Source organism: Hyphococcus luteus, from assembly GCF_002943565.1.
In the GTDB taxonomy this organism is placed as follows: domain Bacteria; phylum Pseudomonadota; class Alphaproteobacteria; order Caulobacterales; family Parvularculaceae; genus Hyphococcus; species Hyphococcus luteus.
The window spans coordinates 188,884-214,082 of the sequence record NZ_PJCH01000015.1 but is presented as its reverse complement, the minus strand read 5'-3'; the positions used below and the strand labels follow the sequence as shown (position 1 = coordinate 214,082).

Annotated in this window: 24 protein-coding genes; 13 read left to right on the top strand and 11 right to left on the bottom strand. The window is 60.3% G+C overall.

Features of this window, described 5'->3' with window-relative positions:
* Window positions 1–78 precede the first annotated feature (78 nt).
* Genes CW354_RS17095 through CW354_RS17085 form a run of 3 tightly spaced genes read left to right on the top strand, consistent with a single transcriptional unit; the run spans window position 79 to window position 3,402 of the window.
* Window positions 79–828 carry a SapC family protein gene (locus CW354_RS17095; RefSeq protein ID WP_207764880.1) on the top strand — a complete coding sequence of 250 codons (750 nt, stop codon included), beginning with the start codon at window positions 79–81 and terminating at the stop codon, window positions 826–828.
* 31 nt (window positions 829–859) lie between these two features.
* A complete protein-coding gene (locus CW354_RS17090) occupies window positions 860–1,891 on the top strand; it encodes a cupin-like domain-containing protein (RefSeq protein WP_104831299.1) in 1,032 nt (343 codons plus the stop codon).
* Between the two features lie 20 nt (window positions 1,892–1,911).
* Complete coding sequence (locus tag CW354_RS17085) at window positions 1,912–3,402, top strand: tryptophan halogenase family protein (protein WP_104831298.1); 1,491 nt, start codon at window positions 1,912–1,914, stop codon at window positions 3,400–3,402.
* Between the two features lie 186 nt (window positions 3,403–3,588).
* On the opposite strand, the gene CW354_RS17080 is transcribed toward CW354_RS17085, so the two are convergent.
* The gene (locus CW354_RS17080) at window positions 3,589–5,808 is read right to left on the bottom strand and encodes a TonB-dependent receptor (RefSeq protein WP_207764879.1); all 2,220 of its coding nucleotides are present in this window, start codon (window positions 5,806–5,808) and stop codon (window positions 3,589–3,591) included.
* Here CW354_RS17080 and CW354_RS23530 point away from each other — a divergent pair.
* Complete coding sequence (locus tag CW354_RS23530) at window positions 5,786–6,106, top strand: hypothetical protein (RefSeq protein WP_165793773.1); 321 nt, start codon at window positions 5,786–5,788, stop codon at window positions 6,104–6,106. The two genes, CW354_RS17080 and CW354_RS23530, sit on opposite strands and share 23 nt — an antisense overlap.
* 113 nt (window positions 6,107–6,219) lie before the next feature.
* On the opposite strand, the gene CW354_RS23955 is transcribed toward CW354_RS23530, so the two are convergent.
* Entirely contained in the window at window positions 6,220–6,351 is a 132-nt protein-coding gene (locus tag CW354_RS23955) for a hypothetical protein (protein ID WP_279303132.1), read from the bottom strand.
* Window positions 6,345–6,950 (bottom strand): nuclear transport factor 2 family protein, encoded by a 606-nt coding sequence (locus tag CW354_RS17070; RefSeq protein WP_104831295.1) that lies wholly within the window; start codon window positions 6,948–6,950, stop codon window positions 6,345–6,347. Before CW354_RS17070 ends, CW354_RS23955 begins: the two co-directional genes overlap by 7 nt.
* 216 nt (window positions 6,951–7,166) lie before the next feature.
* Between CW354_RS17070 and CW354_RS17065 the strand changes: the two genes are divergently transcribed.
* Together CW354_RS17065 and CW354_RS17060 are read left to right on the top strand one after the other, a co-directional pair.
* Window positions 7,167–7,796 (top strand): nuclear transport factor 2 family protein, encoded by a 630-nt coding sequence (locus CW354_RS17065; protein ID WP_207764878.1) that lies wholly within the window; start codon window positions 7,167–7,169, stop codon window positions 7,794–7,796.
* A gap of 44 nt (window positions 7,797–7,840) precedes the next feature.
* A complete protein-coding gene (locus CW354_RS17060; protein WP_104831294.1) occupies window positions 7,841–9,034 on the top strand; it encodes an MFS transporter in 1,194 nt (397 codons plus the stop codon).
* Here the strand turns inward: CW354_RS17060 and CW354_RS17055 are convergent.
* The 3 genes from CW354_RS17055 to CW354_RS17045 are packed head-to-tail and all read right to left on the bottom strand — an operon-like array spanning window position 9,031 to window position 10,907.
* Window positions 9,031–9,963: an SDR family oxidoreductase gene (locus CW354_RS17055; protein WP_104831293.1), complete on the bottom strand. Its 933-nt coding sequence runs from the start codon at window positions 9,961–9,963 to the stop codon at window positions 9,031–9,033. The two genes, CW354_RS17060 and CW354_RS17055, sit on opposite strands and share 4 nt — an antisense overlap.
* Before the next feature lie 36 nt (window positions 9,964–9,999).
* On the bottom strand, window positions 10,000–10,524 hold the full coding sequence (locus tag CW354_RS17050) for a DUF3237 domain-containing protein (protein ID WP_104831292.1): 525 nt from the start codon (window positions 10,522–10,524) through the stop codon (window positions 10,000–10,002).
* A complete protein-coding gene (locus CW354_RS17045; protein ID WP_104831291.1) occupies window positions 10,524–10,907 on the bottom strand; it encodes a hypothetical protein in 384 nt (127 codons plus the stop codon). Before CW354_RS17045 ends, CW354_RS17050 begins: the two co-directional genes overlap by 1 nt.
* Window positions 10,908–11,076: 169 nt before the next feature.
* On the opposite strand from CW354_RS17045, the gene CW354_RS17040 reads away from it, so the two are divergent.
* Both CW354_RS17040 and CW354_RS17035 read left to right on the top strand, forming a co-directional pair.
* On the top strand, window positions 11,077–12,645 hold the full coding sequence (locus CW354_RS17040) for an FAD-binding oxidoreductase (protein WP_104831290.1): 1,569 nt from the start codon (window positions 11,077–11,079) through the stop codon (window positions 12,643–12,645).
* A complete protein-coding gene (locus CW354_RS17035; protein ID WP_104831289.1) occupies window positions 12,645–13,178 on the top strand; it encodes a c-type cytochrome in 534 nt (177 codons plus the stop codon). The genes CW354_RS17040 and CW354_RS17035 overlap by 1 nt, the downstream gene beginning before the upstream one ends.
* A gap of 35 nt (window positions 13,179–13,213) precedes the next feature.
* On the opposite strand, the gene nov2 is transcribed toward CW354_RS17035, so the two are convergent.
* Window positions 13,214–14,689, bottom strand: coding sequence for a lignostilbene-alpha,beta-dioxygenase NOV2 (gene nov2, locus CW354_RS17030; RefSeq protein ID WP_104831288.1), 1,476 nt, complete (start codon window positions 14,687–14,689; stop codon window positions 13,214–13,216).
* A gap of 143 nt (window positions 14,690–14,832) precedes the next feature.
* Window positions 14,833–15,360, bottom strand: coding sequence for a MarR family winged helix-turn-helix transcriptional regulator (locus CW354_RS17025; protein ID WP_104831287.1), 528 nt, complete (start codon window positions 15,358–15,360; stop codon window positions 14,833–14,835).
* A gap of 231 nt (window positions 15,361–15,591) precedes the next feature.
* Between CW354_RS17025 and CW354_RS17020 the strand changes: the two genes are divergently transcribed.
* The 5 genes from CW354_RS17020 to CW354_RS17000 all read left to right on the top strand — a co-directional run bounded on the left by CW354_RS17020 (window position 15,592) and on the right by CW354_RS17000 (window position 22,640).
* Window positions 15,592–17,004 (top strand): aldehyde dehydrogenase family protein, encoded by a 1,413-nt coding sequence (locus CW354_RS17020; RefSeq protein WP_104831286.1) that lies wholly within the window; start codon window positions 15,592–15,594, stop codon window positions 17,002–17,004.
* 308 nt (window positions 17,005–17,312) lie between these two features.
* Window positions 17,313–17,822 (top strand): MarR family winged helix-turn-helix transcriptional regulator, encoded by a 510-nt coding sequence (locus tag CW354_RS17015; RefSeq protein ID WP_165793791.1) that lies wholly within the window; start codon window positions 17,313–17,315, stop codon window positions 17,820–17,822.
* A gap of 61 nt (window positions 17,823–17,883) precedes the next feature.
* The gene (locus CW354_RS17010; protein WP_104831284.1) at window positions 17,884–19,368 is read left to right on the top strand and encodes an aldehyde dehydrogenase; all 1,485 of its coding nucleotides are present in this window, start codon (window positions 17,884–17,886) and stop codon (window positions 19,366–19,368) included.
* A gap of 138 nt (window positions 19,369–19,506) precedes the next feature.
* Window positions 19,507–20,406 carry a DUF8021 domain-containing protein gene (locus CW354_RS17005; protein ID WP_104831798.1) on the top strand — a complete coding sequence of 300 codons (900 nt, stop codon included), beginning with the start codon at window positions 19,507–19,509 and terminating at the stop codon, window positions 20,404–20,406.
* Complete coding sequence (locus CW354_RS17000; RefSeq protein WP_207764877.1) at window positions 20,406–22,640, top strand: PQQ-dependent dehydrogenase, methanol/ethanol family; 2,235 nt, start codon at window positions 20,406–20,408, stop codon at window positions 22,638–22,640. Before CW354_RS17005 ends, CW354_RS17000 begins: the two co-directional genes overlap by 1 nt.
* 6 nt (window positions 22,641–22,646) lie before the next feature.
* On the opposite strand, the gene modC is transcribed toward CW354_RS17000, so the two are convergent.
* The 3 genes from modC to modA are packed head-to-tail and all read right to left on the bottom strand — an operon-like array spanning window position 22,647 to window position 25,195.
* Window positions 22,647–23,741 carry a molybdenum ABC transporter ATP-binding protein gene (modC, locus tag CW354_RS16995; protein WP_104831283.1) on the bottom strand — a complete coding sequence of 365 codons (1,095 nt, stop codon included), beginning with the start codon at window positions 23,739–23,741 and terminating at the stop codon, window positions 22,647–22,649.
* Complete coding sequence (modB, locus tag CW354_RS16990; protein WP_104831282.1) at window positions 23,738–24,421, bottom strand: molybdate ABC transporter permease subunit; 684 nt, start codon at window positions 24,419–24,421, stop codon at window positions 23,738–23,740. The genes modC and modB overlap by 4 nt, the downstream gene beginning before the upstream one ends.
* Before the next feature lie 3 nt (window positions 24,422–24,424).
* Window positions 24,425–25,195 (bottom strand): molybdate ABC transporter substrate-binding protein, encoded by a 771-nt coding sequence (modA, locus tag CW354_RS16985; RefSeq protein ID WP_104831281.1) that lies wholly within the window; start codon window positions 25,193–25,195, stop codon window positions 24,425–24,427.
* Window positions 25,196–25,199 lie beyond the last annotated feature (4 nt).

Below are 25,199 nucleotides of genomic sequence, written 5' to 3'. Positions count from 1 at the left end.
TAACGAGTCAAAGAAAAGGCCGCTGTCTTCCGGCAGCGGCCTTTTTGAGTCGCCTTGAGAAAGGCGCGCCTTTATTCCATGATGATTGCTATGACGAATACGGCATTGCTGAATAACGTCGATCACGCGGACTTGAGGGTCATCGCCCGGCATTCCGCCGCGTTCGGCGACAATATCAATCAGGCGTTGGTGTTTCCGAGCGAATATGTCGAAGTCCAGCGCGAATATCCCATCTTCTTTCGCAAAGATGCAAATGGCGAATACCAATCGCTCGCGTTGTTGGGGCTCGACGAGGACGAAAACCTTTTTTTGGATGAGGCTGGCTGGAACGCCCGCTATGTGCCGGCCACGCACGCGCGCGGGCCGTTTCTTATCGGGTTGCAGCGCGGGGAAACGGCGGAGCAGGGCGGCGAGCCGATGATACGCGTCGATCTCGATCATCCGCGCGTCAGCGATACGGAAGAAGGCGAGCCGGTCTTTCTGCCGCAAGGCGGCAACGCGCCTTATCTCGAACGCGTTATCCGGGCGCTCAGGATCATTCATCAAGGCGCCGACTTCAGCAAGCGCATGTTCGCCGCCTTTGAGGAATGCGATTTGCTCGAACTCATCACCGTTGAAATCAAGCTGAGCGATACGGAACTGGTCAAGATTCCGGACCGCTATACGATCAGTCAGCAACGTCTTGGACAGCTTTCGGGCGACAAGCTGGAGAGCCTCGCGCAATCCGGATTTTTATACGCCGCCTTTTTAACCGTTGCCTCGCTCGGCAATGTGAGCCGGCTGATCGAGATGAAAAACCGGAAACGCGCGGGGCAAAGCTCCCTGTAAGAGATTATGGCGTAAGAAACAGCGGAAGCATATGAGCGGCATGACACGCAAAACGCAGGAAATCTCGGGGCTCGCGCCCGACGGGATTCCTTTTGCGGAATTGCTGGAGGCGCAAGAGCCGGCTGTTCTGAAAGGCGTTGCGCAGGATTGGCCGCTTGCGCGCCTCGGCCGCCAGTCGCCCGAAGAAACGGCGGGCTATCTCAAATCTTTTGACAGCGGCAAGCCGGTCGTCGGCTATGTCGCGCCGCCCGAGGTCAAGGGGCGGTTTTTCTACAATGAAGATCTGACGGGTCTGAATTTCGAAGCCGGGCGCACGCCGATGGATGCGTTTCTTGACCGCATGCTGGCGCACATTGGCGACGATGAGGCGCCTTCATTTTACATCGGGTCGACCGATGTCGACGTCTATCTGCCGGGCCTGAGACAAGAAAACGATCTTGTGCTCAACGATCCCATGTTCGAGCGCAATCCGCCTATTGTGAATATCTGGATCGGGACCCGCACCGTCGCGTCCGCCCATTACGACATGTCCAACAACATCGCCTGCTGCATGGCCGGCCGGCGCCGCTTCACGCTGTTTCCTCCCGATCAGATCGCCAATATCTATCCCGGTCCTCTGGAGCCGACGCCGGGCGGGCAGGTCGTCAGCATGGTGGACGTCAACGCGCCGGATTTCGACCGGTATCCGCGCTTTAAAGAGGCGCTCGCCGCCGCCGAGGTTGCGGAGATGGAGCCGGGCGACGCGCTCTTTTATCCCGCCATGTGGTGGCACCATGTGGAAGCGCTCGATGCGTTCAACGTGATGATCAATTACTGGTGGAACACCTCGCCCGCCTTCATGGACACGCCGCAGAACACGCTGCTGCACGGACTGCTCAGCCTGCGCGATCGTCCGGAGGCGGAAAAATGCGCCTGGCGGGCCCTGTTCGACTATTATGTGTTCGGCCCCGCGGGCGAGGCGGGCGCGCATCTGCCCGAGCATGCGCGCGGCGCGCTCGGACCCATGGATGAGATGAAGGCCCGGCGCCTGCGCGCCTATCTTCTGAACAGGCTGAACCGCTGAAAGAAGGAAAGAGACCCGGAATGCACGATCAGCGCGTGAAGAAGGTTGTCATCGCCGGCGGCGGCACCGCCGGCTGGTGCGCCGCGGCCGCCCTGACAAGCCAGCTCGGGCCGCTCATCGACGTCACCCTCGTCGAGTCGGAGGATATCGGCACGGTCGGGGTTGGCGAAGCCACCATTCCCACCATCCGGACCTTTCATCATCTCCTGGGGATTGACGAGCGCGCTTTCATGCGCGCGACGCAGGCCAGCTTCAAACTCGCCATCATGTTTGAAAACTGGGCGCGACTCGGCGATCGCTACCTCCATTCCTTCGGCCAGATCGGCAAACCGACCTGGATGGGCGGGTTCCATAATGTCTGGCTGCAGGCGAGGGCGGAAGGACTTGCCGGAGAGATCGGAGACTATTGTTTCGAGCATGAAGCGGCGAAAGCTGGAAAGTTTTTCACCTCCCCTGAGGCCAAGATCAATTACGCTTATCACCTTGATGCGGGTTTATACGGCCGGTTCCTGCGCGAGTTTAGCGAAACCAAGGGCGCAAAGCGTATCGAAGGCAAGATCCAGGAGGTCGAGCAGCGCCCGGATGACGGCTTTATCAGCGCCCTCGTCATGGAGTCCGGCGAACGGGTGGAGGGCGATCTCTTCATCGACTGTACGGGCTTTCGCGGCCTCCTGATTGAGCAGACATTGAAGGCTGGTTATGAGGATTGGAGCCATTGGCTGCCGACCGACAGCGCGATCGCCCTGCAAACTGCGTCTGTCGGACCGGCGCCGCCTTATACCCGCGCAAGCGCCCATGAAGCCGGCTGGCGCTGGCGCATTCCCCTGCGACACCGGGTCGGCAACGGCGCCGTTTTCTGCAGCCGGTATCTGTCGGATGACGAGGCGCGCGCTTATCTGCTTGGCGCCATTGACGGCGAGCCGATCACCGAACCGCGCCTGATCCGCTATCGCACGGGAAAGCGCCGCAAGGCCTGGATCAAGAATTGCGTCGCTCTGGGGCTCAGCTCCGGCTTTGTCGAGCCGCTTGAATCGACCAGCATCCACCTTATCCAGATCGGGCTCACGCGGCTGATCCAGCTTTTTCCGTTCAGCGGTTGTCATAATGCGCTTGTGCGGCGTTACAATGAACAGGCGGACGTCGAACTGGAGCGGGTTCGCGATTTCATCATTCTGCACTACAAGCTGACCGAACGCGACGACAGCCCCTTCTGGCGGCGTTGCCGCGACATGGAGATCCCCGACACGCTGGCGCAGCGGATCGCGCTGTTTCGCGACGACGCCTACGCATATCAGGGCCCGGAAGATCTGTTTCGCGTGGACTCGTGGCTGCAGGTCATGCTGGGGCAGCGTCTTGAACCGCAAGGGCGCCATCATTTGGGCCGCCTGATGACGCGGGAGCAGATGCAAGGGGCGCTCGATAGTCTGAAGAACAACATTGCGGACGCCGTCGCGAAAATGCCGGATCACCAGACGTTTCTGGAGCAATATTATCCGCCTGCAGAGGCCTAGCGGCCTATTGCATGGATGTGTTTGCGCCGCGCATCGTCGGACAAGGGATAGACCATACGGAACTAAACAAGGCTGGCGAGCGCTGGCTCATGGCGCCGCGGTGATGAGCGATGCTTTCATGTAAAAGACCCCCGTTCAATAACAGGGGCCTTTTGAGTCATCATATCCGACTTCCCCTGCTGCGTTCTAGAATTCCTTGCGGATCTTGAAGAAGAATTCCCGCGGACGGCCGGGCTGGCCTGTGTTCGTCCCGGCGCCGACCGCAATGAGGTTGAAGCGCGTCAAGAAATAATATTTGTCGAAGAGGTTCGACACTTCAAGCGCGGCGGACAAGTCGCCGCCCTTATTGCGCCATTCAAGCCGCGCATTCGCCAGGATGTAATTTTCGATCACGTTGAGCGGCGAGTTGGCGGCGTTGGTGTAAATGTCGTCCTGGAAGGATGCGTCGAAGCGCGGCGTCAGCGTGCCGTGCTCGCCGAGATCGGCCGCATATTGAACGCCGACGCTCCATTTGATTTCTGGCAGCAGCGGCGGCACGAACGTATCCGACAGGCCGGTTATCGGATTGATGCGCGTATAATCGAAATCGATATAGCTGAAAGACCCGTCAATGGTGAAGCCGTCAACAGGCTCCAGGAACGCTTCCGCTTCGATCCCCTTGATTTCCGCATCGCCCGCATTGGAAGGCAGGGCGCAGGGCGCGCCCGGGAAAGGGCTGACATCGTCGCATGACAACAATGTCAGCTGGATGCCTTCGACGTCATTATAAAAACCCGTCACGTTGAGCCGGGCGCGGTTGTCGAGGAAGTCGCTCTTGAAGCCGGCTTCGATGGATCGCGCCTGTTCCTGTCCGAAAGACTGTACCTGGGTCGCGAAAAACGGCCGCGGGTTGACGCCGCCGCCTTTAAAGCCCGTGGCGATGGTTGCGTAAGTCATGAAATTATCGTTCCAGCGATAATCGATGCTGACCCGATAATCGACTTTATCGCCGTCGAAATCGCCGGTCACGCCGTCGAGCGCGCCGAGCAGCGGATGCGGTGTGCCGTCGAAATTAGCCCGGTAATAGGTGTAGTCCTTGTGCTCGTCCGTATAACGGACGCCGCCGGTGAGATTGAGATTATCGAGCGGGCTCCAGATGATGGTCGCGAAGACGGCCTTGCTGTCTGCGTTGATCGTGTCGCCGGAACTCATGAACTGCAGGCCGACCGGCGGCACATAGCGCAGGTCCTGTTTTGTCGGATAGACGGTCGTCTGGTCGGAATAATAGCCGCCAAGCGTGAAGACGACATCTTCCCCCAACTCGCCGTTGAGGCGCACTTCCTGACTGAAGAAGTCGTGAATCAGCATGCTTTCTCCCGACGCTGCGTTGGCCGGAGACAAGTCGCTGTCGTCCGCGAAATAGGTGTCGTATTCGCGGTAAGCGGTGATGGAGGTGACGTTGAGATTATCGGTCAGGTCGAAATCGACATTCAGCGAGCCGCCATAACCCTCAAAACGGGTTTTGTTCTGGACCGAAAACGCTTCGGCGAAAGGTGGGACGGCAGGCTGGCTGTAGGTCGCATAGTTGCAGTAGGATCCGCAGATAAAGCGGTCGTCATAAGGAATCGTCGGGGAATAGTCCGTGAACGCCGGGTTTCCTGTCGGCGCGGTGACGAGGACGACTTCGCCGGCGGCGTTGCGTTTGTCGAGCGTCCAGTCCCCGCTGAGCGTGACGTCAAGGCGGTCATTGGGCGCAAAGCGAAGCGTGCCGCGCACCGCCTCATAGCCGACATCGCCCTGCTTCGACAGAACGCAATCGGAAGGCGCGGCGGGATTGGCCGGAATGCCGCCGCCGGGATTGGCGCAGCCGTAATCGATGCGGTCCACATAACCGTCCTGCCGGCGGATGACGCCGGAAATACGCCCGTAAAGGCCTTCGGCGATAGGCCCAGAGATCGCGCCGCGGAAATCCACGCGGTCGCGCGAGCCATATCCCGTTTCAACGAAGGCGTTGAAATCTTCGCTCGGCTTTTTCGAGATAAGCTTGATGGCGCCGCCGATAGAGTTCCGGCCCGTCAGCGTGCCCTGGGGGCCGCGCAAGACTTCGACGCGCTCAAGATCGAGCAGATCGAAAATCGACCCCATCAGAGTCGGGAAATAAACCTCGTCCACATAAATGCCGACGCCCGGTTCGAGCGCGGGGTTGAAGTCGACCTGCCCGATGCCGCGAATATTGGCAGAGAGAGACGGGCCGAAATTGGAGTTCTGCGGCTTCAAGGTGACGCTCGGCGCCTGGTTGGCGATTTGATAAACCTGCGACTGGCCGCGCGCGCGCATGGTTTGCGCATCGACCGCCGTGATGGCGAGCGGCGTATCCTGAAGGTTTTGTTCGCGGAATTGCGCTGTGACGACAATTTCGTCGTTCACCGCCGGCGCATCCTGCGCGGCGGCGCCTGTAGCCAAAAGCGCGCACGCCGATGCTGAAAGCCAAAGCGCCCTGGCGTTGAAAAGTCCTGTCATATTGTCCCTCCCTGGACAGATTTATTCGCTTGTTTGTTTTTGCGAATTTACCGGCAGCTTGCGGCGCGCCGGGCAGCCCTATTTTTTTACCAAATGGTATTTATCTGATTTGACGGTCCCTGCACAGCAGGAAATTACCAAATGGGAAAAAAGCAGGGAGGGCGTGAGGATTATGCAACGCATGATTTCTGCAACGCAAAAATAATCGCTGCGCTGCGGTAAGGCGCAATTGTGGTCACGGTCGAAAGATTACGTCAAAAGACCTGAGGCGGGGGCATGACTCATCGCAGGCGATACAGTTTGAACGCGAAGGATGGCTCAGCGCTCTTTCATGCTTTCCGGGCGTTTGCCGACCGGGTCGCCGCGCCAGTCTTCGCCTGTGACGGGGTGCGGATAATGAAACGGCACGACCCGCGTTTCCGGCCAGACGCGGGGCGTTTCTTTCAGCAATTCATCGGGACCGTTCGGGTCTTCCGGGTAGGTTTTTCAAGCGGCGGCAATAAAGCGCCGCCGACAGACCAGCCTTTTTCATAATCGGCCTGCCAGAGCAGGGAATAATCATAGACGCCGATTTTCCAGACGCCGTTTTCGCGGACATAAGCATGCTCGTAGATGCCGGCTTCCCAGCAGGCGCGCGGCATGCCCGGAATTTCCGGGCGGCTCTCATGAGTTCCGGCGAGCATCAGGCAGCGGAAGCGCCCTTTTGCGGTTTGCCGGTCGGGCGCCACTGTAATGATGTCCTGCAGCAGCATGTGATCCAGAAAGAACCCGTACATAGGCCCGTTATGGCCTTGCGTGAAAAGCTCGCGGAACCAGCCGCACATCAGCCGCCGAATGCTTTCCTTGCCGCGGAAAACGCCGTTGAGGAACGTGGCCTGGCCGTTTTCGGCGAAAAGGTCCACGACTTCGTCATAAAGGCATTTGTCGAGATAGTAGCCGTATTTATATTGCAGCTCGCGAATTTCGTTCTTGTCCTTGAGAAGGCCCACTTCGTTTCGCAGTTCCGAAACCTCCCGCCTCAGCGTCGCCAGCTCGTCCGTCTCGGTCATGTTCGCTTTCCCTCTTCTTCCCGCAGTCGTTTTCTAGCATGAACGGCGAGACGAGCCATGAAGCAGAATGATGCTCTCCCGGATGCAATAGTCCTTCAACTCTGAAGTCGGCGGGAATTCGCCGTCGGCGTGGATGCGCGCCGCTTGCCCGGTGCTCCTGTTTCCACCAATCATTTCAACCGCGATTCTGGTGAAGATTTTTTACGGGAGGCGGCTGTGACCAATGAAGAGATGATTGCTGCGCTGCAACGCGAAGTCGAAAGCCTGAAAGAGAAAATGAGCGCGCTGGAAAAACGCGCGACCGTTTCGGAAGATTACATCGCGATCTGTAATCTCCAGCGCGCTTACGGTTATTACGTCGACAAGGGGCAATGGAACGACGCCGCCGATCTTTTCGCGGAAGACGGTTCGCTCGAGATCGCCGGGCGCGGTGTTTATAAGGGCCAGGCCCGCGTGCGCGACTATATGAACAATTTCCCGAAATATCAGCGCGGGGTGCTCTTCAACCACATGCAGCTTCAGCCGGTGATCACCATCGACGCCGAAGCGGGAACGGCGAAAGGGCGCTGGCGCACGTTCATCCAGATCGCGACGCTCGGGGTCGAAGCGCGCTGGGGCGAGGCGACCTATGAAAACGAATATGTGAAGGTCGACGGCGTCTGGCGCATCGCACGCCTGCACGGCTTCATCACCTTCTATTCCGAATATGATAAAGGTTGGGACAAGGGCGGCGTCAAGCTCCTGCGTTCCTTCAAGGGTGCCCCCGACCATAGAGTACGAAGCCTGGCCGGAAGTTTTCATCCCGCCTTATCATTATCCGAACCCGGTTTCGGGGACGCGCAATGACGGCTCCCTTTAGGCGCTGTTTGTAAAAGGGAGGGGCGAACGCCATGGCGCGACTGATTTTGCCGCTGTTCTTCATGGTGATGATGATCGACGGCTACGATCTCGCGGCAATGCCGCTCGCTCTGCCTTATCTTGTCGAGGCGATGGGCGTCGAACCGTCGGCGTTCAGCACCGCGCTTTCCGCCGTCCTGCTCGGGCTCGGCGTTGGCGCATTGCTGATTGGCCCCCTTGGCGACCGCTTCGGCCGGCGGCTGCTGATTGTTTCATCGCTGGCGCTGATCGGGGCCGCGACAATCGGAACCGGCTTTTCTGCTTCAATCACGGAATTCGTCATCTGGCGGTTTTTCACCGGGCTGGCGCTCGGCGCGTGCTTGCCGAACATCACCGCCTACACCGCGGAACTGGCGCCGCCGGAACGAAAGGCGACGAGCCTTGCGGTGATTTCAGCCGGCATTTCCATCGGCGCCATTCTGGCGGGGCTGATTACGCCGGCGCTTGTTAAGCTCGGCGGCTGGCTGGCGATTTTTCACGCCGCCGGCGCCTTCATTCTGGTTTTGGCGGCGGCGCTATTCGCGGCGCTCCCTAAGACTCAGGCGCCCGCCAGCGAAAATGAAGCAGCGCCAGCGGCGCGCGGCTCCATCCTGGCCCCTTTAAGCCCGCGCTATCTTCCCGCAACGGCGGTCTTTGTCGGGCTCTATACGGTCAACGCTTTCATCCTTTATATGATCGTAAGCTGGCTGCCGCATCTGTTGACTACCGACGGTCTTTCGGCGGACGCCGCCTCACAACTTACGGCGTTTTTTCAGGGCGGAGGACTTGCAGGCGGTCTCGTCATCTCCTGGTTCATTGATCGCGGGCGGCGCGTTTACGCGTTCACCATCGCCTACGCCCTCGTCATCGCCGCCTTTTTTGCAACCGGCGCGGCGGCGGGAAGCGCGTTTTTATGGAGCGTCTTGCTGCTCGTTATCGGCGGCGGGGTTTCCGGCGCACACCTCGCCATCATGGCGTCGAGCGCATCCTTTTACCCGCAGAGCGTTTTCTCATCGGCCATCGGGCTCGCTGTCGCCGTGGCGCGTATCGGCGCCATTGCGGGGCCCTTAGCGGGCGGCGCGCTTGTGGCGCGCGATTTTGCGCCTCAGCCCTTTCTTCTTGTCTGCGGCGCGCCGGTATTAATCTGCATCGCCATTGTGATGGCGAGCGCGCGGGTTAAAAAAGCCGAAGAGATCGAGCCCGCTTAGGCGGCGCTGTCCTTCGCGACCTGCTTCAGGAATTCGGCGTTCGCCTCGATCAGTTCGCGCACAGACCGCGCCTTGCGGCCGGTCAGCTTCTCAACATCATCGGTGCAGATATCGAGATAGCCTTCGCGGATGGCGCGCTCGAAACTCACCATGTCGTCGGAGTTCCAGGGAATGCCCGCCACTGATTGGTCATCCACCGGCTCGCGCGGAATGCCGAGCGCGTCGAAATGCGCATACATGCCGTCATCGTCGGTTTCGACGAGTTTGATCTCCTTGCCGCAGGCCTCGCTCAGCATGGCCGCGACTTCTTCGAAAGTCTCGCTGTTCGGGCCGGTGATGGGATAGGCCTTGTTCTCGTGACCGTCCTGCGTCAGCACGGCGACGGCGCAGTCGACGCAGTCCTCGCGCCAGACCATGGCTTCGCGCCCGCCCTTGGTGCTCGTCAGCCATGTGCCGGATGCAATGAAACCGGGTCCGGCGTTCAAAATCATCGCGTCCGCATAATGCGCGTCGCGCAGGAAGGTCCAGGCAAGCCCGCTCGCCTTGACGAGGTTTTCCGTCTCGCGATGGTCGATGGCGACAATGGCGGGGTTGGCCTCGTCCACATTGACGAAGCTCGTATAGATAATGTGTTTGACGCCGTTCGCGGCCGCCGCGCCAATCGCGGCTTTGTGTTGCGGGATGCGCGCGCCGACGCGCGTTCCGGAAATCAGCAGCATTTTCTCCGCGCCTTTGACCGCGTCGGCGAGCGTCTCCGGCTTGTCGAAATCGCCATAGCGTACATCGCAGCCTTCCGCTTCGCGCTCGGCGAGTTTCGACGGGGTGCGCGTGATCAGGATGAGGTCAGCGGCATGCCCCTTGGCGATTAGCTTGTCCGTCGCCATGCGGCCATATTGGCCTGAAGCGCCGGTGATGACGATTTTGCCCATGAATGTTTTCCTCATCTTTTTGCGGCGCGCGCGCCGTCACAGCAGCGCGTAATAGCGGATGGTGTTGCCGTCCTTGCGCCGCCGGCCGATGCCCACAAAGACATGGCGCATGAGCCATTCATGGGGGCCTTTTTCGGTTTCGAACATGGGCGACGACCGCAAGTAAAATTCCTCGAAGGACACTTCCGGCCCATCGCGGAACATCCAATCCTGCATGCGCTTCAACGTGTCGGGCTCGCGGCCCCAGAGAAAGCCGCGATTGTGCATCAGGATTTTCGTTCCGTCCTCGGCCTCGATCATGTAGCGCGCATCGCTCGCCAGCACGTCGTCAGGGCGGAACTGCGCCCAGTCGCCGCCGCTTCCGGGGAGAACGATCCCGTTCAGCTTCGGGCCTTTGACGACGCCGCTGTCAATATAGACGAAGCCGCGCCCGGCGCCGCTGGGCATGTCGGGGATGGAGTCGTAACGCGCGAAATTGATCTCGATCTCGAAGACGAATTCGAGTTTCGGCGATTCCGGTCCGGAACTGCCTTCAAGGGGAATGTTTGGAAGGTCCGCCATTAAGCCATAACCCAATGAAAGAGGGATTTGCCGGACGCGCCGGGCAATTGCGTTTCGGCGCGAAGGCGCAGCCCCTGTTCTTCGGCGAGCCCGCGCAGGAGCAGATAATCGCTCCAGCTCGTATAACCCTCTATGGCGCCGCGATGAGAGGCGAGGCGCGCTTTGTAAAAAGCAATAAGGTCGCCTTTCAGCGGTTCGATCCGGTTTGCGCGGCCTGCGTTTTTACGCGCCAGGTCCTGCGCCCGGGGGAAGTCAGCGGAGTAAACGGTGATGACGGGCTTGTCAGAGCCGGCGCGGTTTGCGGCGACGGCGACGCCGCCCGACAGGACGACGCTGGCGGCGGCGGCGCCGAGCAACATGTCTCTGCGTTTCATGGTCAGCATGGTTCAATCCTCCCGACGGATCCGCAGATGATTTGTTTTCGGTCTCGTCGTCAAACGCGGGTTGCACGAATTATAACGACCGTTATGATGAGCGCAACAGGGACGAAACGCGTAAAACGCGCCGGCAAGAGCGGCGCCATCGCCGCGCGCGCGAAAACGGGAGCAGGATATGGCCGACCGAATCTTTCCGCCGGGACTTGATGCGGCGAGTTTTGACAGCGCCATCAATGCGCTGAAGCGCGAGTTGGGCGAAGATAAGGTTTTCGACACGGAGCTCGACCGCAACACTTATATCGATCCTTACGCGCTTGGCGACGGCCTCGATCATGCGGCGTCCGCCGCGCTGGCGCCGACGAGCGTCGAGGAAGTGCAGGCGATCGTGCGTCTCGCCAATGAACACAAGCTTCCGGTCTGGCCCGTGGCGCGCGGAAAAAATCTCGGCTATGGCGGCGCGTCGCCGGTTCTCGCCGGCAGCGCGGTTCTCGACATGACCCGGATGAACCAGATCCTCGATGTCGACGAACGTTATGCCTACGCCACGCTCGAACCCGGCGTCGGTTTTTATCAGTTCCATGAACATCTCACCAATAACGACATCCCCTTGTGGATGTCGGTGCCGGCCAATGGCTGGGGTTCGGTGATCGGCAACGCGCTGGAGCGCGGCATCGGCTATACGCCTTACGGCGACAACACGACGAAGCTTTGCGGGCTCGAAGTGGTGACGCCCACGGGCGAGATCGTGCGCACCGGCATGGGCGCCATGGAAGGAAACAAATCCTGGGCGCATTACCCTTACAGTTTCGGTCCGAGCTGGGACCAGATGTTCGTCCAGTCGAATTTGGGCGTCGTCACCAAGGCCAATATGTGGATGATGCCCGAGCCGGAAATGACCGCCCACGCGCAGGTCAACCTGCCGGAGATGGAAGACATCAAATGGGCGATGGACATTCTCGCGGATTTGCGCCTGCGCGGGATCATCGAGCATAATGTGGTCTTCGGCAATTATCTCCACGACGCCTCGGCCTTCACGACGCGCGCCGACTGGTATGAGGGCGAGGGGCCGATCCCCGACGAGATCGCCGAGAAGATCCAGGAAACCTATAATGTAGGCTGGTGGACCTTCCACCTATCGCTCTTCGGCGATGGCGGCGTGGTCGAAGCCAAGCAGAAAATCGTCAACGAGGCGTTCGAGCCGCGTCTCGGCAAAAAACTCGAATGGCGCCACTGGCAGAAGGGCCAGCCGCGCGAGCCATTCAGCATCGCCGTGGGCGTGCCCATGGTTTTGCCCCTGAACGTCGTCAACTGGATGGGCGGACGCGGCGGCCATATCGGCTTTTCGCCGATCCTGCCGCCGTCGGGCGAGCTCGCCTATGACGCCTTCCTCCGGCGCAAGCGGCGCTTCGAGGAGGCGGGGCTCGATTACTATTCAAGCTTCACGGTGGGTCATCGCCACATCGCAAATGTCAACATGATCCTTTATAACCGCGACGACGCGGATATGGTGAGCCGCGCACGCAACCTCTTTACCCAGATGATCAAGGACGCTCGCGAAGAGGGCTATGGCGAATACCGCACCCATATCGACTTCATGCAGCCGGTCGCCGACACCTACGATTACAACAATCACGCGCTGAAGCGGCTTAATGAAACGGTGAAAGACGCGCTCGATCCGAATGGCGTGATCGCGCCCGGCAAGAGCGGCGTCTGGCCGGCGCGTCTGCGCGAGGGGAGGGAATAATGAGCAAGATTTTGTTCGCCGCCCGTTTCGGTTTCGCTGCGGCTGCGGCGCTTGCGCTTGCGGGGTGCGGCGGGAAGGAAGAAGCTGCGCCCGCACCCGAGGCCGGAGAAGATACACAGGTTCAGGAAGCCGCCGCGCCCGCCAGGCCGGCGCCGGAAGAGGCGCCCGCCGAAGAAGCCAAAGCTGGCGACAATTCCGAGCTGACGAAAGTCTCGTCGCAAGCCGCCGCTGCGGAACAGGCGAGGGGCGTTTTCACACGCGCCCGAAGCGGCGACCCCGAAGCGGTCTATCTGGCGCGCTGTCAGTATTGCCATATCGAGCTGGGGCCCGGCACGATTACGCTTGCGCGGCGCATGGGGCCCGAACAGGCGCTGCTGGCCAATCGCACGGACTTGACCGGAGATTATATCAAGACGGTAGTGCGCAATGGCCTCAACACCATGCCGCCGCTGACGCGCGTCGAAGTTAGCGATGAGGACCTCGATCTCATCGTTCAGTATCTGACCCGCAACAATGAAGAGGCGGCGGAGTAAGCCCCGCCGCCGGAACAAAGCCGCGGGACCGGTTTTTAGTCTTTGGCCGCATGCGCTTTTTCAAGCGCGTCCATGGGAACCCACCAGCCATGCACTTGCGGGCGCATGCGGCAGGGCATCGGAACCTTGGCCACAGGTCCGGCGGAAATATTGCCGCCGTCGATCACCCACAGCTCGGATTTATAGTCATTGTCGCCCACCTTGCGGTCGGTGACGCAGACGAGCCAGCCTTCATGTTCGGGGTCGTCGGCGGGAATATGCACCGGCTCGTTGATCGCGCTTTCGAAAGGCAGGGACATCATGTCGAGGCGGCCCGTTTCCGGTTCGATGCGCAAAAGCGCGTTAAAGGCCGTGCCCACGGGGCCGCCGGTCAGCGGCGGGCCGCCTTCCGGGTTCATGCTGAGATACCAGCCATGGGTGTAGGGACGGCCATGCAGCGCGTCGGGAATGCGCGGCAAATCGCCCGGCGGGCCGATATCGGCGATCTCGAAGTCTTCGCCGTCCTTTGAAAGATCGAAGGTCCAGCGCTGGGTCGCGCCGGGAATTTCCGAATTGTCGCGATGGATCCCCGCCGCCTCGCGCATAAAGGGGAACATGTTGGTTTCCGTCGCATGGAGGTCGAGGAAAACGCGGTCGCCGCCATCGTCGAAGGCGTTGAGGATGTGAAACACCGAAACGCCTTTCGGTCCCTTGAAGCCGCGCATGGATTTAACGTCGCCATAGCGCGGCATGATCCCGATCCAGCATTCAAGGTCCTGATCGTGCGCCCAGTGCGGCCCGCCCGCCTTGATGCGCTCGAGATCGGCCGTTGTCGGAAACAGCGGGAAGATGGCGTATTTCTCCGTGACGGCGAAATCGTGCATCATGCCGCAATAGGGCAGCTCGTACCATTGTTCGGAAACGAGATTGCCGTCCTTGTCGGCGATGCAATAGGCAAGTTCCTTGCTGCACAGGCCGCCGGCCTCATAGCCGAAGAAGAACATTTCGCCGGTGTCGGGGTCGACGCGCACATGGGCGGTCATGGTCTGGGACTTCAGCGCGCCGTGATAATCCCATGACCCGATGGTTTCGAGCGTATGCGGATTAACCTCGTAAGCGCGCCCATCCTCCTTGGTCATGAACAGGCGCCCGGCGTGCCAGACCGGCGTGGTGTTCGAAACGGTGCGGTCGACGCCCTCGACGCTCGGATTGTCGGTGAAAGGATTGCGGTAACGCCCGAACAGCGCCTTGCGCGCTTTTTGTTCGGCGAGGTAGCGCGCCGTCTTCACATATTTGATGGCGTAATCCACATGGCCGTCTTCGATCAGAAAACGAGAGACCATGCCGTCGGCGGAAAGACCGGTGTCGTTTTCAACCATGGGAACATGGGCCGGGTCGGGAACGGCGCGGAAAAAGGCGCCGTTGATCTCCGGCGGGATCTCGCCCTCTACAGGCAGGTTTTGAACCTCAAGCTCAATGCGGACCGGCGTATTGAGCTCGGTGAAATCAGGCGTGTTGGGGAACCCCGTCATGTGCGCTTCCTGCCCTTTATAGTTATCGGATTTCCATTTTCTACCAAAAGGTAGTATTTGGAAGCAAGAAAATTGATGTCCCTAAAAAGAAAAAGCGCAAATCGCCGTGCAATGCAGCATAATGAGACAGGGAAGGATCGCAGTCAGGCGTCCGGCCGCGTTTCTTCAAGAAAGATCGAGCGCCCCTCTTCGTCGCGCGCCTCAAGGCTTTCGGTCAGCGTTGCGACATAATGGTCGAAGGCCAGTATTTCCTCAGGGCGCAGCGAGGTGAACAGATATGTCGCCACCCGGTCGGCGGTTGGCAGCATCTGTTTATAGAGCTTTTCGCCCTCCCGGGTGAGGCGGAGAATCTTGCGCCGGCGGTTTTCATCGTCGACGCGGCAGGCGATCCAGCCCTTGCGCTCAAGCGAGGTGACGGCGCGGCTGACGCTCATGGTCGTCACGCCCGACATATCGGCGATCTCATGGGAGGCCGCTGTCCCCAGCCTGCCGATCAGCATGATCACGCGAAACTCGTTCATGGTGACGCGAAAGCGCTTCTCCAGATGCTCCGAGAAAGGCGCGTTCAGCCGGTTGACCAATTTGAGGAGCCGGTGCAGGACATCGAGCGGCTCGGGCGGATGGGCGTCTCTGGCGCGGGTAGGCGGTTTCGCAGTCGTTGTTTTGCTCATAGGGCGCTTTTTTGATCAGTTTTCTGCCGGGAAAGTGGCGCAAATTTTCGTCTTCATGTTTTCTACTTTCAGTCATGAAGGACCGGACTGGCAAAGTCGCCTATAAGGCGGGCGGCGCAGGCCGTCTTTCCTCTTAGGCGTCCTATTGCTAGGCTTTATAACGGCCGTTAATATCACATGCCTGCGCGCGCCCGCACAAGGGCGCCGGCGATGAACACCGTGGGAGGTTCCATGACGCACGACTATAAACTGCTTATCAACGGCAAGCTTGTGCCCGGCGCATCTGAGTTCGATGTGGTCAATCCGGCGACGGGCGACGCCTTCGCCAAATGCCCGAAGGCCGACGTGGATCTTCTCGAACAGGCGGTGAAAGCCGCGAAGGACGCATTCAAGGACTGGTCGAAAAGGCCGGTCGACGAACGCGCTGAGATGGTGGGCAAGCTCTCCGAAGCGCTTGAGGCGCGTGCGGATGAATTTGCGCGTCTCTTGACCGCGGAGCAGGGCAAGCCGCTCGACCAGGCGATGTATGAAGTCATGGGCGCAATCTTCACCCTGCGCGCTTTCGCCGGCATGCGGCTTGAGCAGCGCACCCTGCGCGACGAGGACGGCAACAAGGTCATCGAGCACAGAACGCCGCTCGGCGTCGTCGCCTCGATCACGCCCTGGAACTTCCCGCTGATCCTGCTCATGAACAAGCTGGGCCCGTGTCTCGTCACCGGCAACACCATGGTCGCCAAGCCCGCGCCGACGACGCCGCTGACGACGCTTCTCTTCGGCGAACTCGCCAACGAAATCCTGCCGGCGGGCGTCTTGAACATCGTCTGCGACGAGAACGAACTCGGACCGTTGATGACCAGCCATCCGGATATCGCCAAGGTCGCCTTCACCGGCTCGACCGCCACGGGCAAGAAAGTCATGCAGTCTGCGGCCGAAAGCGTGAAGCGCGTAACGCTGGAGCTCGGCGGCAATGACGCGGCCATCGTAATGGACGACGTCGATCCGAAAATGGTTGCACAGAAAGTCTATGAAGGCGCCATGAAAAACGCCGGGCAAATCTGCGTGGCGATCAAGCGCGCTTACGTGCCCGAAGCCATGTATGACGAGTTCTGCGACGAACTCGCCAAGCTCGCCAAGGACACCGTGGTCGATGAAGGCATGAAGCAGGGCGCGCAGGTCGGGCCCGTCCAGAACAAGATGCAATATGAGAAGGTGAAAGAGTTCCTCGCCGACGCCCGCGAAAAGGGCAAGGTCATCGCCGGCGGGGAAGCGCTGGACCGGCCAGGCTATTTCATCGCGCCGACGGTCGTGCGCGACCTTCCGGAAGATGCGAAAGTCGTGCAGGAAGAGCAGTTCGGCCCTGTGTTGCCGGTGCTGAAATATAACGACATCGATGACGTCATCGCACGGGCCAATGATTCCGAATACGGCCTCGCCGGCACGGTGTGGGGCAAGGATCTCAAGCGCGCGATGGATGTGGCCATGCGTATCGATTCCGGCACGGTCTGGGTCAACCAGCACCTCGCCATCGACGCCAATATTCCTTTCCGCGGTTCGAAACAGTCCGGCATGGGCGGCGAGCTCGGTCTCGAAGGGCTTTACGAATACACCCAGCCGCATGTCGTGAACTCGGTGCCGCTGGAATAAAGCGCGCAAACGCGAGACTTAACTGACTTCGCCATCGGGGCGGGCGTTGCGTTTGAAAAGACGCGGGGCCCGCCCTGCTTCGTTTCAGGGGCCCGAATTGTTTGCGCAGGGTGAAGCGATTGTGCACAGAGCGTACCAATTGGTATTATTTCTTGAAAAAGGCGATGATCAATGAAACTTTAGCGCCGCAGGACGGAAGGCGCCTGAATGAGAACTGGCGCTTTCGTTTGCGGCGTGCATTTTTCTAGACGGGCGCGCGCGAAATGTTGCGGCGCAGCAATGCCGGGCGAGCCGCGCGGGCGCGAGGGATGAAACAGACGGACATGACGGAAAAAGTAAAACCGCTTTCAAGCCTTGGATCCGACATCCAGCTTTTGATCTCTATTTTGAAATGCTCAAGCCTGATTACGATCCCGATGGAAGGCGAGGTGAGCGAGCCGAACGACCTCACCCGTCATGAAATGAAAGTGCTTGTTTGCCTTAGCGGCGAAGGAACGCTGACCGGTCAGGAAATCTCCCAGCTCATGTCCATGCCGGCGATGAATGTCAGCCGGGCGCTCTCCAATCTTCACGAAAGAGGCTGGCTCGAACTTGTGGATGACGCCGGCAATCGCCGCCGCCGACCGTTCCGGATCAGCGCCAAGGGCTGGCGTCAATACAACGCCATGCTTCCTGAGTTCAGATCGGTGGCGGAGCGTCTTTTTGCGCTTTTGAACAAGAAAGACCGGAGGGAGCTGCAGCGTCTTGTAAACCTTTTGAACGATCAGCTCGACAACTGGGCGGAGCTCGCGGACGCCGAAGCGAAGAAAAAGGGATGATGCGCCCTTTTCCGCGGCGCCCGGCGGCGCCTGGACGTATTTGATGAATGGGAGCTTTTAAATGTCTGACATGTTATTGCCCGACGGCGTGACGATCCGCAATCCGGACAAGATTTTCATCGGCGGCGCCTGGGCCTCCCCGTCGACCGACAAGACGATTACGCTGATCGATCCGAATACGGAGCAGCCGGTCGGCCGCGTCGCTGAAGCGGTCGAGGCCGATATGGACCGCGCAGTCGAAGCCGCGCGCAAGGCCTTCGACGAAGGGCCCTGGCCGGCGACCCCGCCGGCGGAAAGAGCGAAATATCTTCACCGGCTCGCCGAGGCGCTTAAAAAACGCGAACCGGAGCTTGCCAGGGCCTGGACCGCGCAGGTCGGCGCCTTGTCGACCATCGCGCCCTTCATTATCGGCGGCGGGACGGCGTCGGCGGCGCATATGGCGTCGGTGACTGAAAGCTATGCGTTTGAAACGCATGCGCCGTCGTCCGAAGCGGATACGGCGGTGATCGTGCGCGAGCCTGTGGGCGTCGTCGCTGCCATCGCGCCCTGGAACGCGCCTTACACCATCATGCTGAGCAAGGTTGCGGCCGCGCTTTCCGCCGGCTGCACGGTGATCATGAAACCGTCGCCGGAAACTCCGCTCGACGCTTACATCATCGCCGAAGTGGCGGAGGAGATCGGCCTGCCGCCGGGCGTCGTCAATCTCGTTTGCGGCGACCGGGCCGCGTCCGACCATCTCGTCTGCAATCACGGCGTCGACAAGGTGAGCTTCACCGGCTCGACGGTCGCCGGCAAGCGCATCGCGAGCGTCTGCGGCGAGCGCATCGCGCGCTGCACGCTGGAGCTCGGCGGCAAGTCCGCCGCCATTGTGCGCGACGATTATTCGACCGAAGAGGCGGCCAAGCTTTTGTCCTCGACGATCACGGTGTTCAGCGGCCAGGTCTGCGCCATGCTGAGCCGGGCCATCGTGCCGCGCAAGCGCCATGACGAACTGGCCGACGCCATCGCCGGCGAGATGAAGAAAATCAAGATCGGTCCCAGCACCGATCCGGAAACCCAGCTCGGCCCCCTCGCCATGGGCCGCCAGCGCGACCGCGTCGAAGGCTATATCGAAAAGGGGAAGGAGACGGCGGACCTCGTCACCGGCGGCCAGCGCCCGAGCCATATGAACCGCGGCTATTTCATCGAACCGACGCTGTTCGCCAATGTGGATAATTCTTCCGTCATCGCCCAGGAGGAGATTTTCGGCCCGGTCTTGAGTCTTATTCCGTGCGAGGACGAAGAGGACGCCGTGCGCATCGCCAATGAGTCGAATTACGGTCTCAACGGTTCCGTGCTGACGCACGATCATGAAGCCGCCTATAGAATCGCCCGGCGCGTGCGCGCCGGCGGGGTGGCGCAGAACGGCATGAAGGCGGATTTCAACCTGCCTTTCGGCGGCTTCAAGCAATCGGGCATCGGCCGGGAAGGCGGCGCGGAAGGCCTCGCCGCCTATCTCGAAACGAAAACCATTCTTCTCGACGGGCGCCCGTCCAAATTCAACTAAGTGCGAGCGGCGCTGCCACAAAGGAGATATTTCATGCGACATGCGCTTTCTCGCATGCTCTTTGCTGTGCTGCTGGCTGCGAATGTCTGCAGCGCGTCAGCGAAAAGCGACAATGAGATCAAGGAGAGAGGAAATGCCATGACGATCCGCAACGCTGCGCCCGCCGCCTATACGCGCGAAGAGCTTTATAAGACGCTCGATGTCTATCTTGACGCGCTGCGCCGGCGTGATCCGAGTGCGGTTCCCTGGGCCGACGTTGTGCGCAACACCGAGGACAATGTTGCGATGGATGTCGGTGACGGCCTGTGGGGCACGATTACAGGACTTGGCGATTATCAGTTGCGATTCGCTGACGTGAAAACAGGCCAGGTGGGTTATTTCGGCGCTGTCGAAGAGACGAACGAGACATCGGCGTTTTCGCTTCGCCTGAAGATCGACAGAGACGGGCGCGTTTCCGAAGTCGAGACTCTTGTCGTGCGCATTTCGTTCAGCGGCCTCGGTATCTTCGCGAACAAGCGGTTTTGGGACAAGCCGGTCCTTAACGAGACCGTGCCGTCGGAACACCGGGTAAAACGCGAGCGCATGATCAGCATTGCTGACGGCTACTTCGATACGCTGCAACTCAATGATGGCGAGATCTTCACGAAGTTTCATCCCGACTGCAATCGCGTCGAGAATGGCGTTCAGACCACAAATAATCCTGAGTTTGCCAAAGAAGTGAATTACCCAATCGCGGCGCTAGGGTGCGAAGCGCAGTTTAAGCGCGGTCAATATTTGTACGACGATGAACTCCGGGCGCGACGCTTTCCGCTAGTGGATGAAGAGCTGGGGCTGGTTCTCGCCAGCGGGTTTATCGATCATGCAGGACGCCTTGGCGATTATGAACTGACAGACGGAACAAAAGTCGTCTCGCCTTTCCGCCGCCCGCACAGCTTCTATCTCCTCGAACTTTTCAAGATCGAAGACGGCGCCATCCGTCAGATCGAAGCGAATTTCATCACCGTTCCGTACAAAATGCCCAGCCCGTGGGATCGGTGATGAAAAAAACATGCTTTCCCCTTTTCGCCGTGTTCATGCTGCTTCCGGCTTGCGGCGGGTCCGAGTCCGAAACGCAAGCGCTTACGCCGGAAAGAAAAACGGCGACCAGCGACATGATGCAAGTCGGCGCCGGAAGGGACTGGCCGCTTGCGGGCGGCGATGTCGGCGGCACGTATTTCTCCCGGCTTGAAGATATTACGCCCGAGAACGTTTCATCGCTGGGTCTTGCCTGGGACTATCCGCTTTACACAAACAGGGGGCAGGAGGCGACGCCGGTCGAGATCGACGGCGTTCTGGTGACGAGCAGCACGGCGGGCCGCGCCGTGGCGCTTGACGCGGCGACGGGCGAAGAAATCTGGCGCTTCGACCCCGAGATCGACATGCAGGCGAACCGGGTCGCCTGCTGCGATATGGTCAATCGCGGCGTTGCTGTTGATGACGGCCGGGTCTTCGTGGCGACTCTCGACGGCGTCCTTTATGCGCTCGATTTCAAATCCGGAGAGATTCTCTGGCAGGCGGACACCCATGACGGCTCGGGCCGGGGGCTGTCGAGCACAGGCGCGCCGGAAGTGGCGGGCGATGTCGTTCTCATTGGCAATAGCGGCGCGGAATATGACGTGCGCGGCTTTGTGACCGCTTATGACGTTGAAACCGGCGCAGCGCGCTGGCGCTTTTACACCGTGCCGCATGATCCGGAGGCAGGCCCGCAGGAAAATCCGGAACTTGAAGAGGCGGTGACGACCTGGGATCCCGAAAGCCGCTGGGATGTGGGTGGCGGCGGGACAGTCTGGGACGCCATTCATTACGATCCGGAATTCGATGCGGTTTATATCGGCGTCGGCAATGGCGGGCCTTATCATCGTGCAAAGCGCTCGCCCTCCGGCGGCGACAATCTTTATCTTTCCTCCATTGTCGCGCTCGACCCGGAAACGGGGCGGGTGAAATGGCATTATCAGGAAACGCCGGGCGATAGCTGGGATTTCACGGCGACGGGGCCGATGACGCTGACGACGCTTGAGATCGACGGCGAGGAAACGCCGGTGCTTCTGCATGCGCCGAAAAATGGCTTTCTCTACGTCATCGACCGGCGCAACGGGAAGCTCCTGCGCGCTAATGCGCTGGTTTTCCAGAACTGGACTTCCGGCATTAATGCGGAGACGGGCCGGCCTGTCATGACGCCTGAAAACGCCGACTATTCGACGGGCCCGAAAATCATTTATCCGGGCACGCCGGGCGCCAGCAACTGGCATCCATTCTCTTATAATCCGCAGACGGGACTTTATTACGGCGCTGTGCTCGAAATGGGCAATCTGATGATGATGACCCCCGGGCAAAAGCCCTACAAAGAAAAGGGCATCAACAGCGACGCCTCGCTCATTTTCACGCCCGACCTGCCGGCCGTGCTGCCGGGCCTGCCGTCTTTCGTGCAGGAGGCGGTGAAAGCGCTTCCCGAATGGAGCCGCGTAGAAGAAGGCCTCGACAAATCGGAGCTTCGCGCGATCGATCCGTTAACGGGCGAAACCGTCTGGGCCGCGCCTTACGCCGGCTGGCAGGACCGTTCCGGCGTGTTGACGACGGCGTCGGGGCTCGTCTTCGCCGGGGACGTGCGCGGCTTTTTCAATGTTTATGACGCGGAAAGCGGCGATCTTTTGAAATCCATCGACACAGGCGCGTCGATCATCGCCGCGCCAATGACTTACGAAGTCGACGGCGTTCAATATGTCGCCGTCATGGCCGGCTGGGGCGGCGGCGGCTGGCCTTACGTGCCGCGTTACGGCGCCGCATATGAACGCCGCAATGACGGGCGCATTCTCGTTTTCAAGCTCGGCGGCGGCGAGACGCCGAAGCCCGACAAGCTGCCGCCGCTGGAGCCCGCGCCGGCGGCGCCGGAAGATCTGTTCGCCGACGCTTCGCCGGAGACGATCGCCCATGGCCGCGCACTGTTTTTCGACAATTGCGCCATTTGTCATTCCAACCAGCACCGGTCGATCTCGCCGGACCTCCGGCGGATGCAGCCTTACACCCACGAAATCTTCAACGATATTCTGCTGGAAGGCCTGCTGGTTCAGAACGGCATGCCGTCCTGGGGCGACCTTCTCATGGAAGAAGACGCGGACGCCATTCACGCCTATCTCATCGGGGAGCAACGCCGTATTCGCGCGGTTGAGCTTGAGCTTCAGAAAGAAGGCTTGCCGCTGGATCAGCCGAGCGCCGCTTTGCTGTCTAACTATTGAGGCGGTTTAGGGCGCCAGCGCGATGCTCTTGATCTGAGCATAGGCGTTGGCGCCTTCCGTTAGCCCGAGCTTTTCCTGCGATTTGCGTGTAATCCGCCCGACGATGCGCGCGCCTTCGCCGTTTTCTCCCAGCGCGGCGACAATGTTCACATGGGTTGGATCTCTTTCCTGAACATTGGCCGACAGGATTTTGACGGGCAGGCAGTTGAGGATCGATGTCTCCTGGGGCGCCGCGCGCGTGAAACTCACATCCGAGGCCTTGATGCTGAGGCGGCGTTCTTCGCCAAGCCTTGCTTGCCGAGAAGGAACGATCAGCGTTCCGCCGTTAACGGCGAGCGTGACAAGGCCGTATGTCTTGTCGATTTCGTTCGTGCGGCCCGTCAGCGCGACAGCGGCCTCCGGCGCGCTCATCAGGGGCAGGGCGGGATCGGCCTGTAAGTCATGCAAGGGCCCGCTGGCGATGACGCGCCCTTTGTCGATGAGCACAAGCGTATCGGCAAGACGTTCGAGCTCGCTCATGTCGTGACTCACATAAAGGCTCGGAATAGAGAGCGCCTCATGCAAGTCTTCGAGATAAGGAAAAAGCTCTTCTTTCGTCTGGCGGTCGAGCGCTGACAACGGTTCGTCGAGAAGGAGAAGGCGTGGGCTCGACATCAGGGCGCGCCCCATGGCGACGCGCTGGCGCTCGCCGCCGGAAAGCGCCGCCGGGGCGCGGTCCATAAGGGCGGAGAGTCCTAATAGATCGACAAGATCGTCGAGCTTGAACGTTTCGCCGGCGCCGGTTTTGTTCCCGCGCTCGGCGCCGAACAGGAGATTGCGGCGTACGGAAAGATGCGGGAAAAGGCTCGCCTCCTGAAACACATAGCCGACCGCGCGCTGATGGGGTTTTCTGAAAAGCTTGGCCGCATCGTCCTGCCAGACTTCGCCGTTGACGGATAAGTTGCCGGAGAAGCGTTCAAGGCCTGCGATGCAGCGCAGGATCGTCGTCTTGCCGCCGCCCGAGGGGCCGAACAGACCCGCAACGCCTTTCGCCAGAATCTCGAACGCCGCGTCGAGTGTGAAATCGCCCAGATTTCCCTTGAACGCCGCATTGATCGTCATGGCGTCACCCGCGCGAAGCGCCTGTTGACGAGCATGGTTGTGAAAATGACGGCGAAGGAAAAGATGAGCATCCCGATGGTGAGGGCGTGCGCGTGGCCCCATTGCAGCGTCTCCACATAATCGTAGATCGCAACGGAGATGACTTTGGTCTCGCCCGGAATATTGCCGCCGATCATCAGGACAACGCCGAACTCGCCCACCGTATGCGCAAAGCCGAGCACGGCGCCGGTGATGAAGCCGGGCCGTGCCAAAGGAACCGCCACGGACCAGAACGCGTCCCAGGGCGAGGCGCGCAAGGTGGCCGCCGCCTCGAGCGGGCGTTCGCCGAAACTTTCGAACGCATTACGCAAGGGCTGCACCACGAAGGGCAGGGAATAGATCACCGAGCCGATGACGAGGCCTTCGAACGTAAAGGCGAGGGAACGCCCGCCGAAAAGACCGGCGACGGCGCCGCCGGGCCCGTTCGGCCCCAGGGCGATCAGAAGATAAAAGCCGAGCACCGTGGGCGGCAGGACAAGCGGCAGAGCGACAACGGCCGCCACCGCTTCTTTCCATCCGTTGCGCGATCGCGCCAGCCACCAGGCGAGCGGCGTGCCGACGATCATCAGAAATACAGTCGTGACGCTGGCGAGCAGCAGGGTCAGGCGGACGGGCGGCCATAATTCTGCGAATTCACTCATGGGTCACTCGTGTTTTTCGGTCGGCGCGCCATAACCGTAGCGTTCTATGATTGCGTGTGCTTTCGCGCCTTTCAGGAAGGTGATGAAAGCTTCAGCCGCTTCGTTGCCTTCGCCGTGGCGGAGAAGAACCGCGTCCTGCGCGATGGGGGAATAAAGGTCTTCCGGCACGGTCCAGCGCGAGCCTTTACCATGCGTGGCGATTTGCGAGAGAGCGACGAAACCGAGTTCGGCGGCGCCGGTGGCGACGAACTGATAGGTTTGCGCGATATTGCCGCCCCGCACCAATTTAGTTCGGAGCGCCTCATAAACGCCGAGCGCTTTCATTACATCGACCGCCGTCGCGCCATAGGGCGCCGTGACCGGATTGGCGATGGCGATATTATGGAAACCGCCGGAGCGAAGCGTTTTATCGCCCGTCACGAGGAATTTGTCCGTGCTGTAGAGAACGATCTTGCCGACGGCGTAAGTGAAACGGCTGCCCGCTACAGCGAAACCTTCCGCGACGGCTTTTTCAGGGCGCGCCTGATCGGCGGCGAGGAGGACGTCGAAAGGCGCGCCTTGGGAAATCTGCGCATAGAGCTGACCCGTGGCGCCGAAACTGAAGACCGCTTCATGGCCGGTTTCTTTTTCAAAGGCTTCGCCGATCTCTTTCGCCGCTTGCGTGAAATTGGCGGCGACGGCGATTTTCGCTTCGCCGGCATGGGCTCCGCCGACACATGAAGCAAGCGCAAGCGCTGCCGCCGCCGCGTGTTTTATGAAAGAGAAGACGTCCATAGCT

Coding starts and splice junctions, on each gene's coding strand:
- CW354_RS17045 (WP_104831291.1), bottom strand. CDS start 10,907: ATGCTGACCATGAAACGCAGAGACATGTTGCTCGGCGCCGCCGCCGCC.
- CW354_RS17025 (WP_104831287.1), bottom strand. CDS start 15,360: ATGAGCAAAACAACGACTGCGAAACCGCCTACCCGCGCCAGAGACGCC.
- CW354_RS17010 (WP_104831284.1), top strand. CDS start 17,884: ATGTCTGACATGTTATTGCCCGACGGCGTGACGATCCGCAATCCGGAC.
- CW354_RS17085 (WP_104831298.1), top strand. CDS start 1,912: ATGCACGATCAGCGCGTGAAGAAGGTTGTCATCGCCGGCGGCGGCACC.
- CW354_RS17095 (WP_207764880.1), top strand. CDS start 79: ATGATGATTGCTATGACGAATACGGCATTGCTGAATAACGTCGATCAC.
- CW354_RS17050 (WP_104831292.1), bottom strand. CDS start 10,524: ATGGCGGACCTTCCAAACATTCCCCTTGAAGGCAGTTCCGGACCGGAA.
- modC (WP_104831283.1), bottom strand. CDS start 23,741: ATGACGATCAATGCGGCGTTCAAGGGAAATCTGGGCGATTTCACACTC.
- modA (WP_104831281.1), bottom strand. CDS start 25,195: ATGGACGTCTTCTCTTTCATAAAACACGCGGCGGCGGCAGCGCTTGCG.
- CW354_RS17000 (WP_207764877.1), top strand. CDS start 20,406: ATGAAAAAAACATGCTTTCCCCTTTTCGCCGTGTTCATGCTGCTTCCG.
- CW354_RS17055 (WP_104831293.1), bottom strand. CDS start 9,963: ATGGGCAAAATCGTCATCACCGGCGCTTCAGGCCAATATGGCCGCATG.
- nov2 (WP_104831288.1), bottom strand. CDS start 14,689: ATGACGGGGTTCCCCAACACGCCTGATTTCACCGAGCTCAATACGCCG.
- CW354_RS17005 (WP_104831798.1), top strand. CDS start 19,507: ATGACGATCCGCAACGCTGCGCCCGCCGCCTATACGCGCGAAGAGCTT.
- CW354_RS17040 (WP_104831290.1), top strand. CDS start 11,077: ATGGCCGACCGAATCTTTCCGCCGGGACTTGATGCGGCGAGTTTTGAC.
- CW354_RS17035 (WP_104831289.1), top strand. CDS start 12,645: ATGAGCAAGATTTTGTTCGCCGCCCGTTTCGGTTTCGCTGCGGCTGCG.
- CW354_RS17020 (WP_104831286.1), top strand. CDS start 15,592: ATGACGCACGACTATAAACTGCTTATCAACGGCAAGCTTGTGCCCGGC.
- CW354_RS17060 (WP_104831294.1), top strand. CDS start 7,841: ATGGCGCGACTGATTTTGCCGCTGTTCTTCATGGTGATGATGATCGAC.
- CW354_RS17070 (WP_104831295.1), bottom strand. CDS start 6,950: ATGACCGAGACGGACGAGCTGGCGACGCTGAGGCGGGAGGTTTCGGAA.
- modB (WP_104831282.1), bottom strand. CDS start 24,421: ATGAGTGAATTCGCAGAATTATGGCCGCCCGTCCGCCTGACCCTGCTG.
- CW354_RS17015 (WP_165793791.1), top strand. CDS start 17,313: ATGAAACAGACGGACATGACGGAAAAAGTAAAACCGCTTTCAAGCCTT.
- CW354_RS17090 (WP_104831299.1), top strand. CDS start 860: ATGAGCGGCATGACACGCAAAACGCAGGAAATCTCGGGGCTCGCGCCC.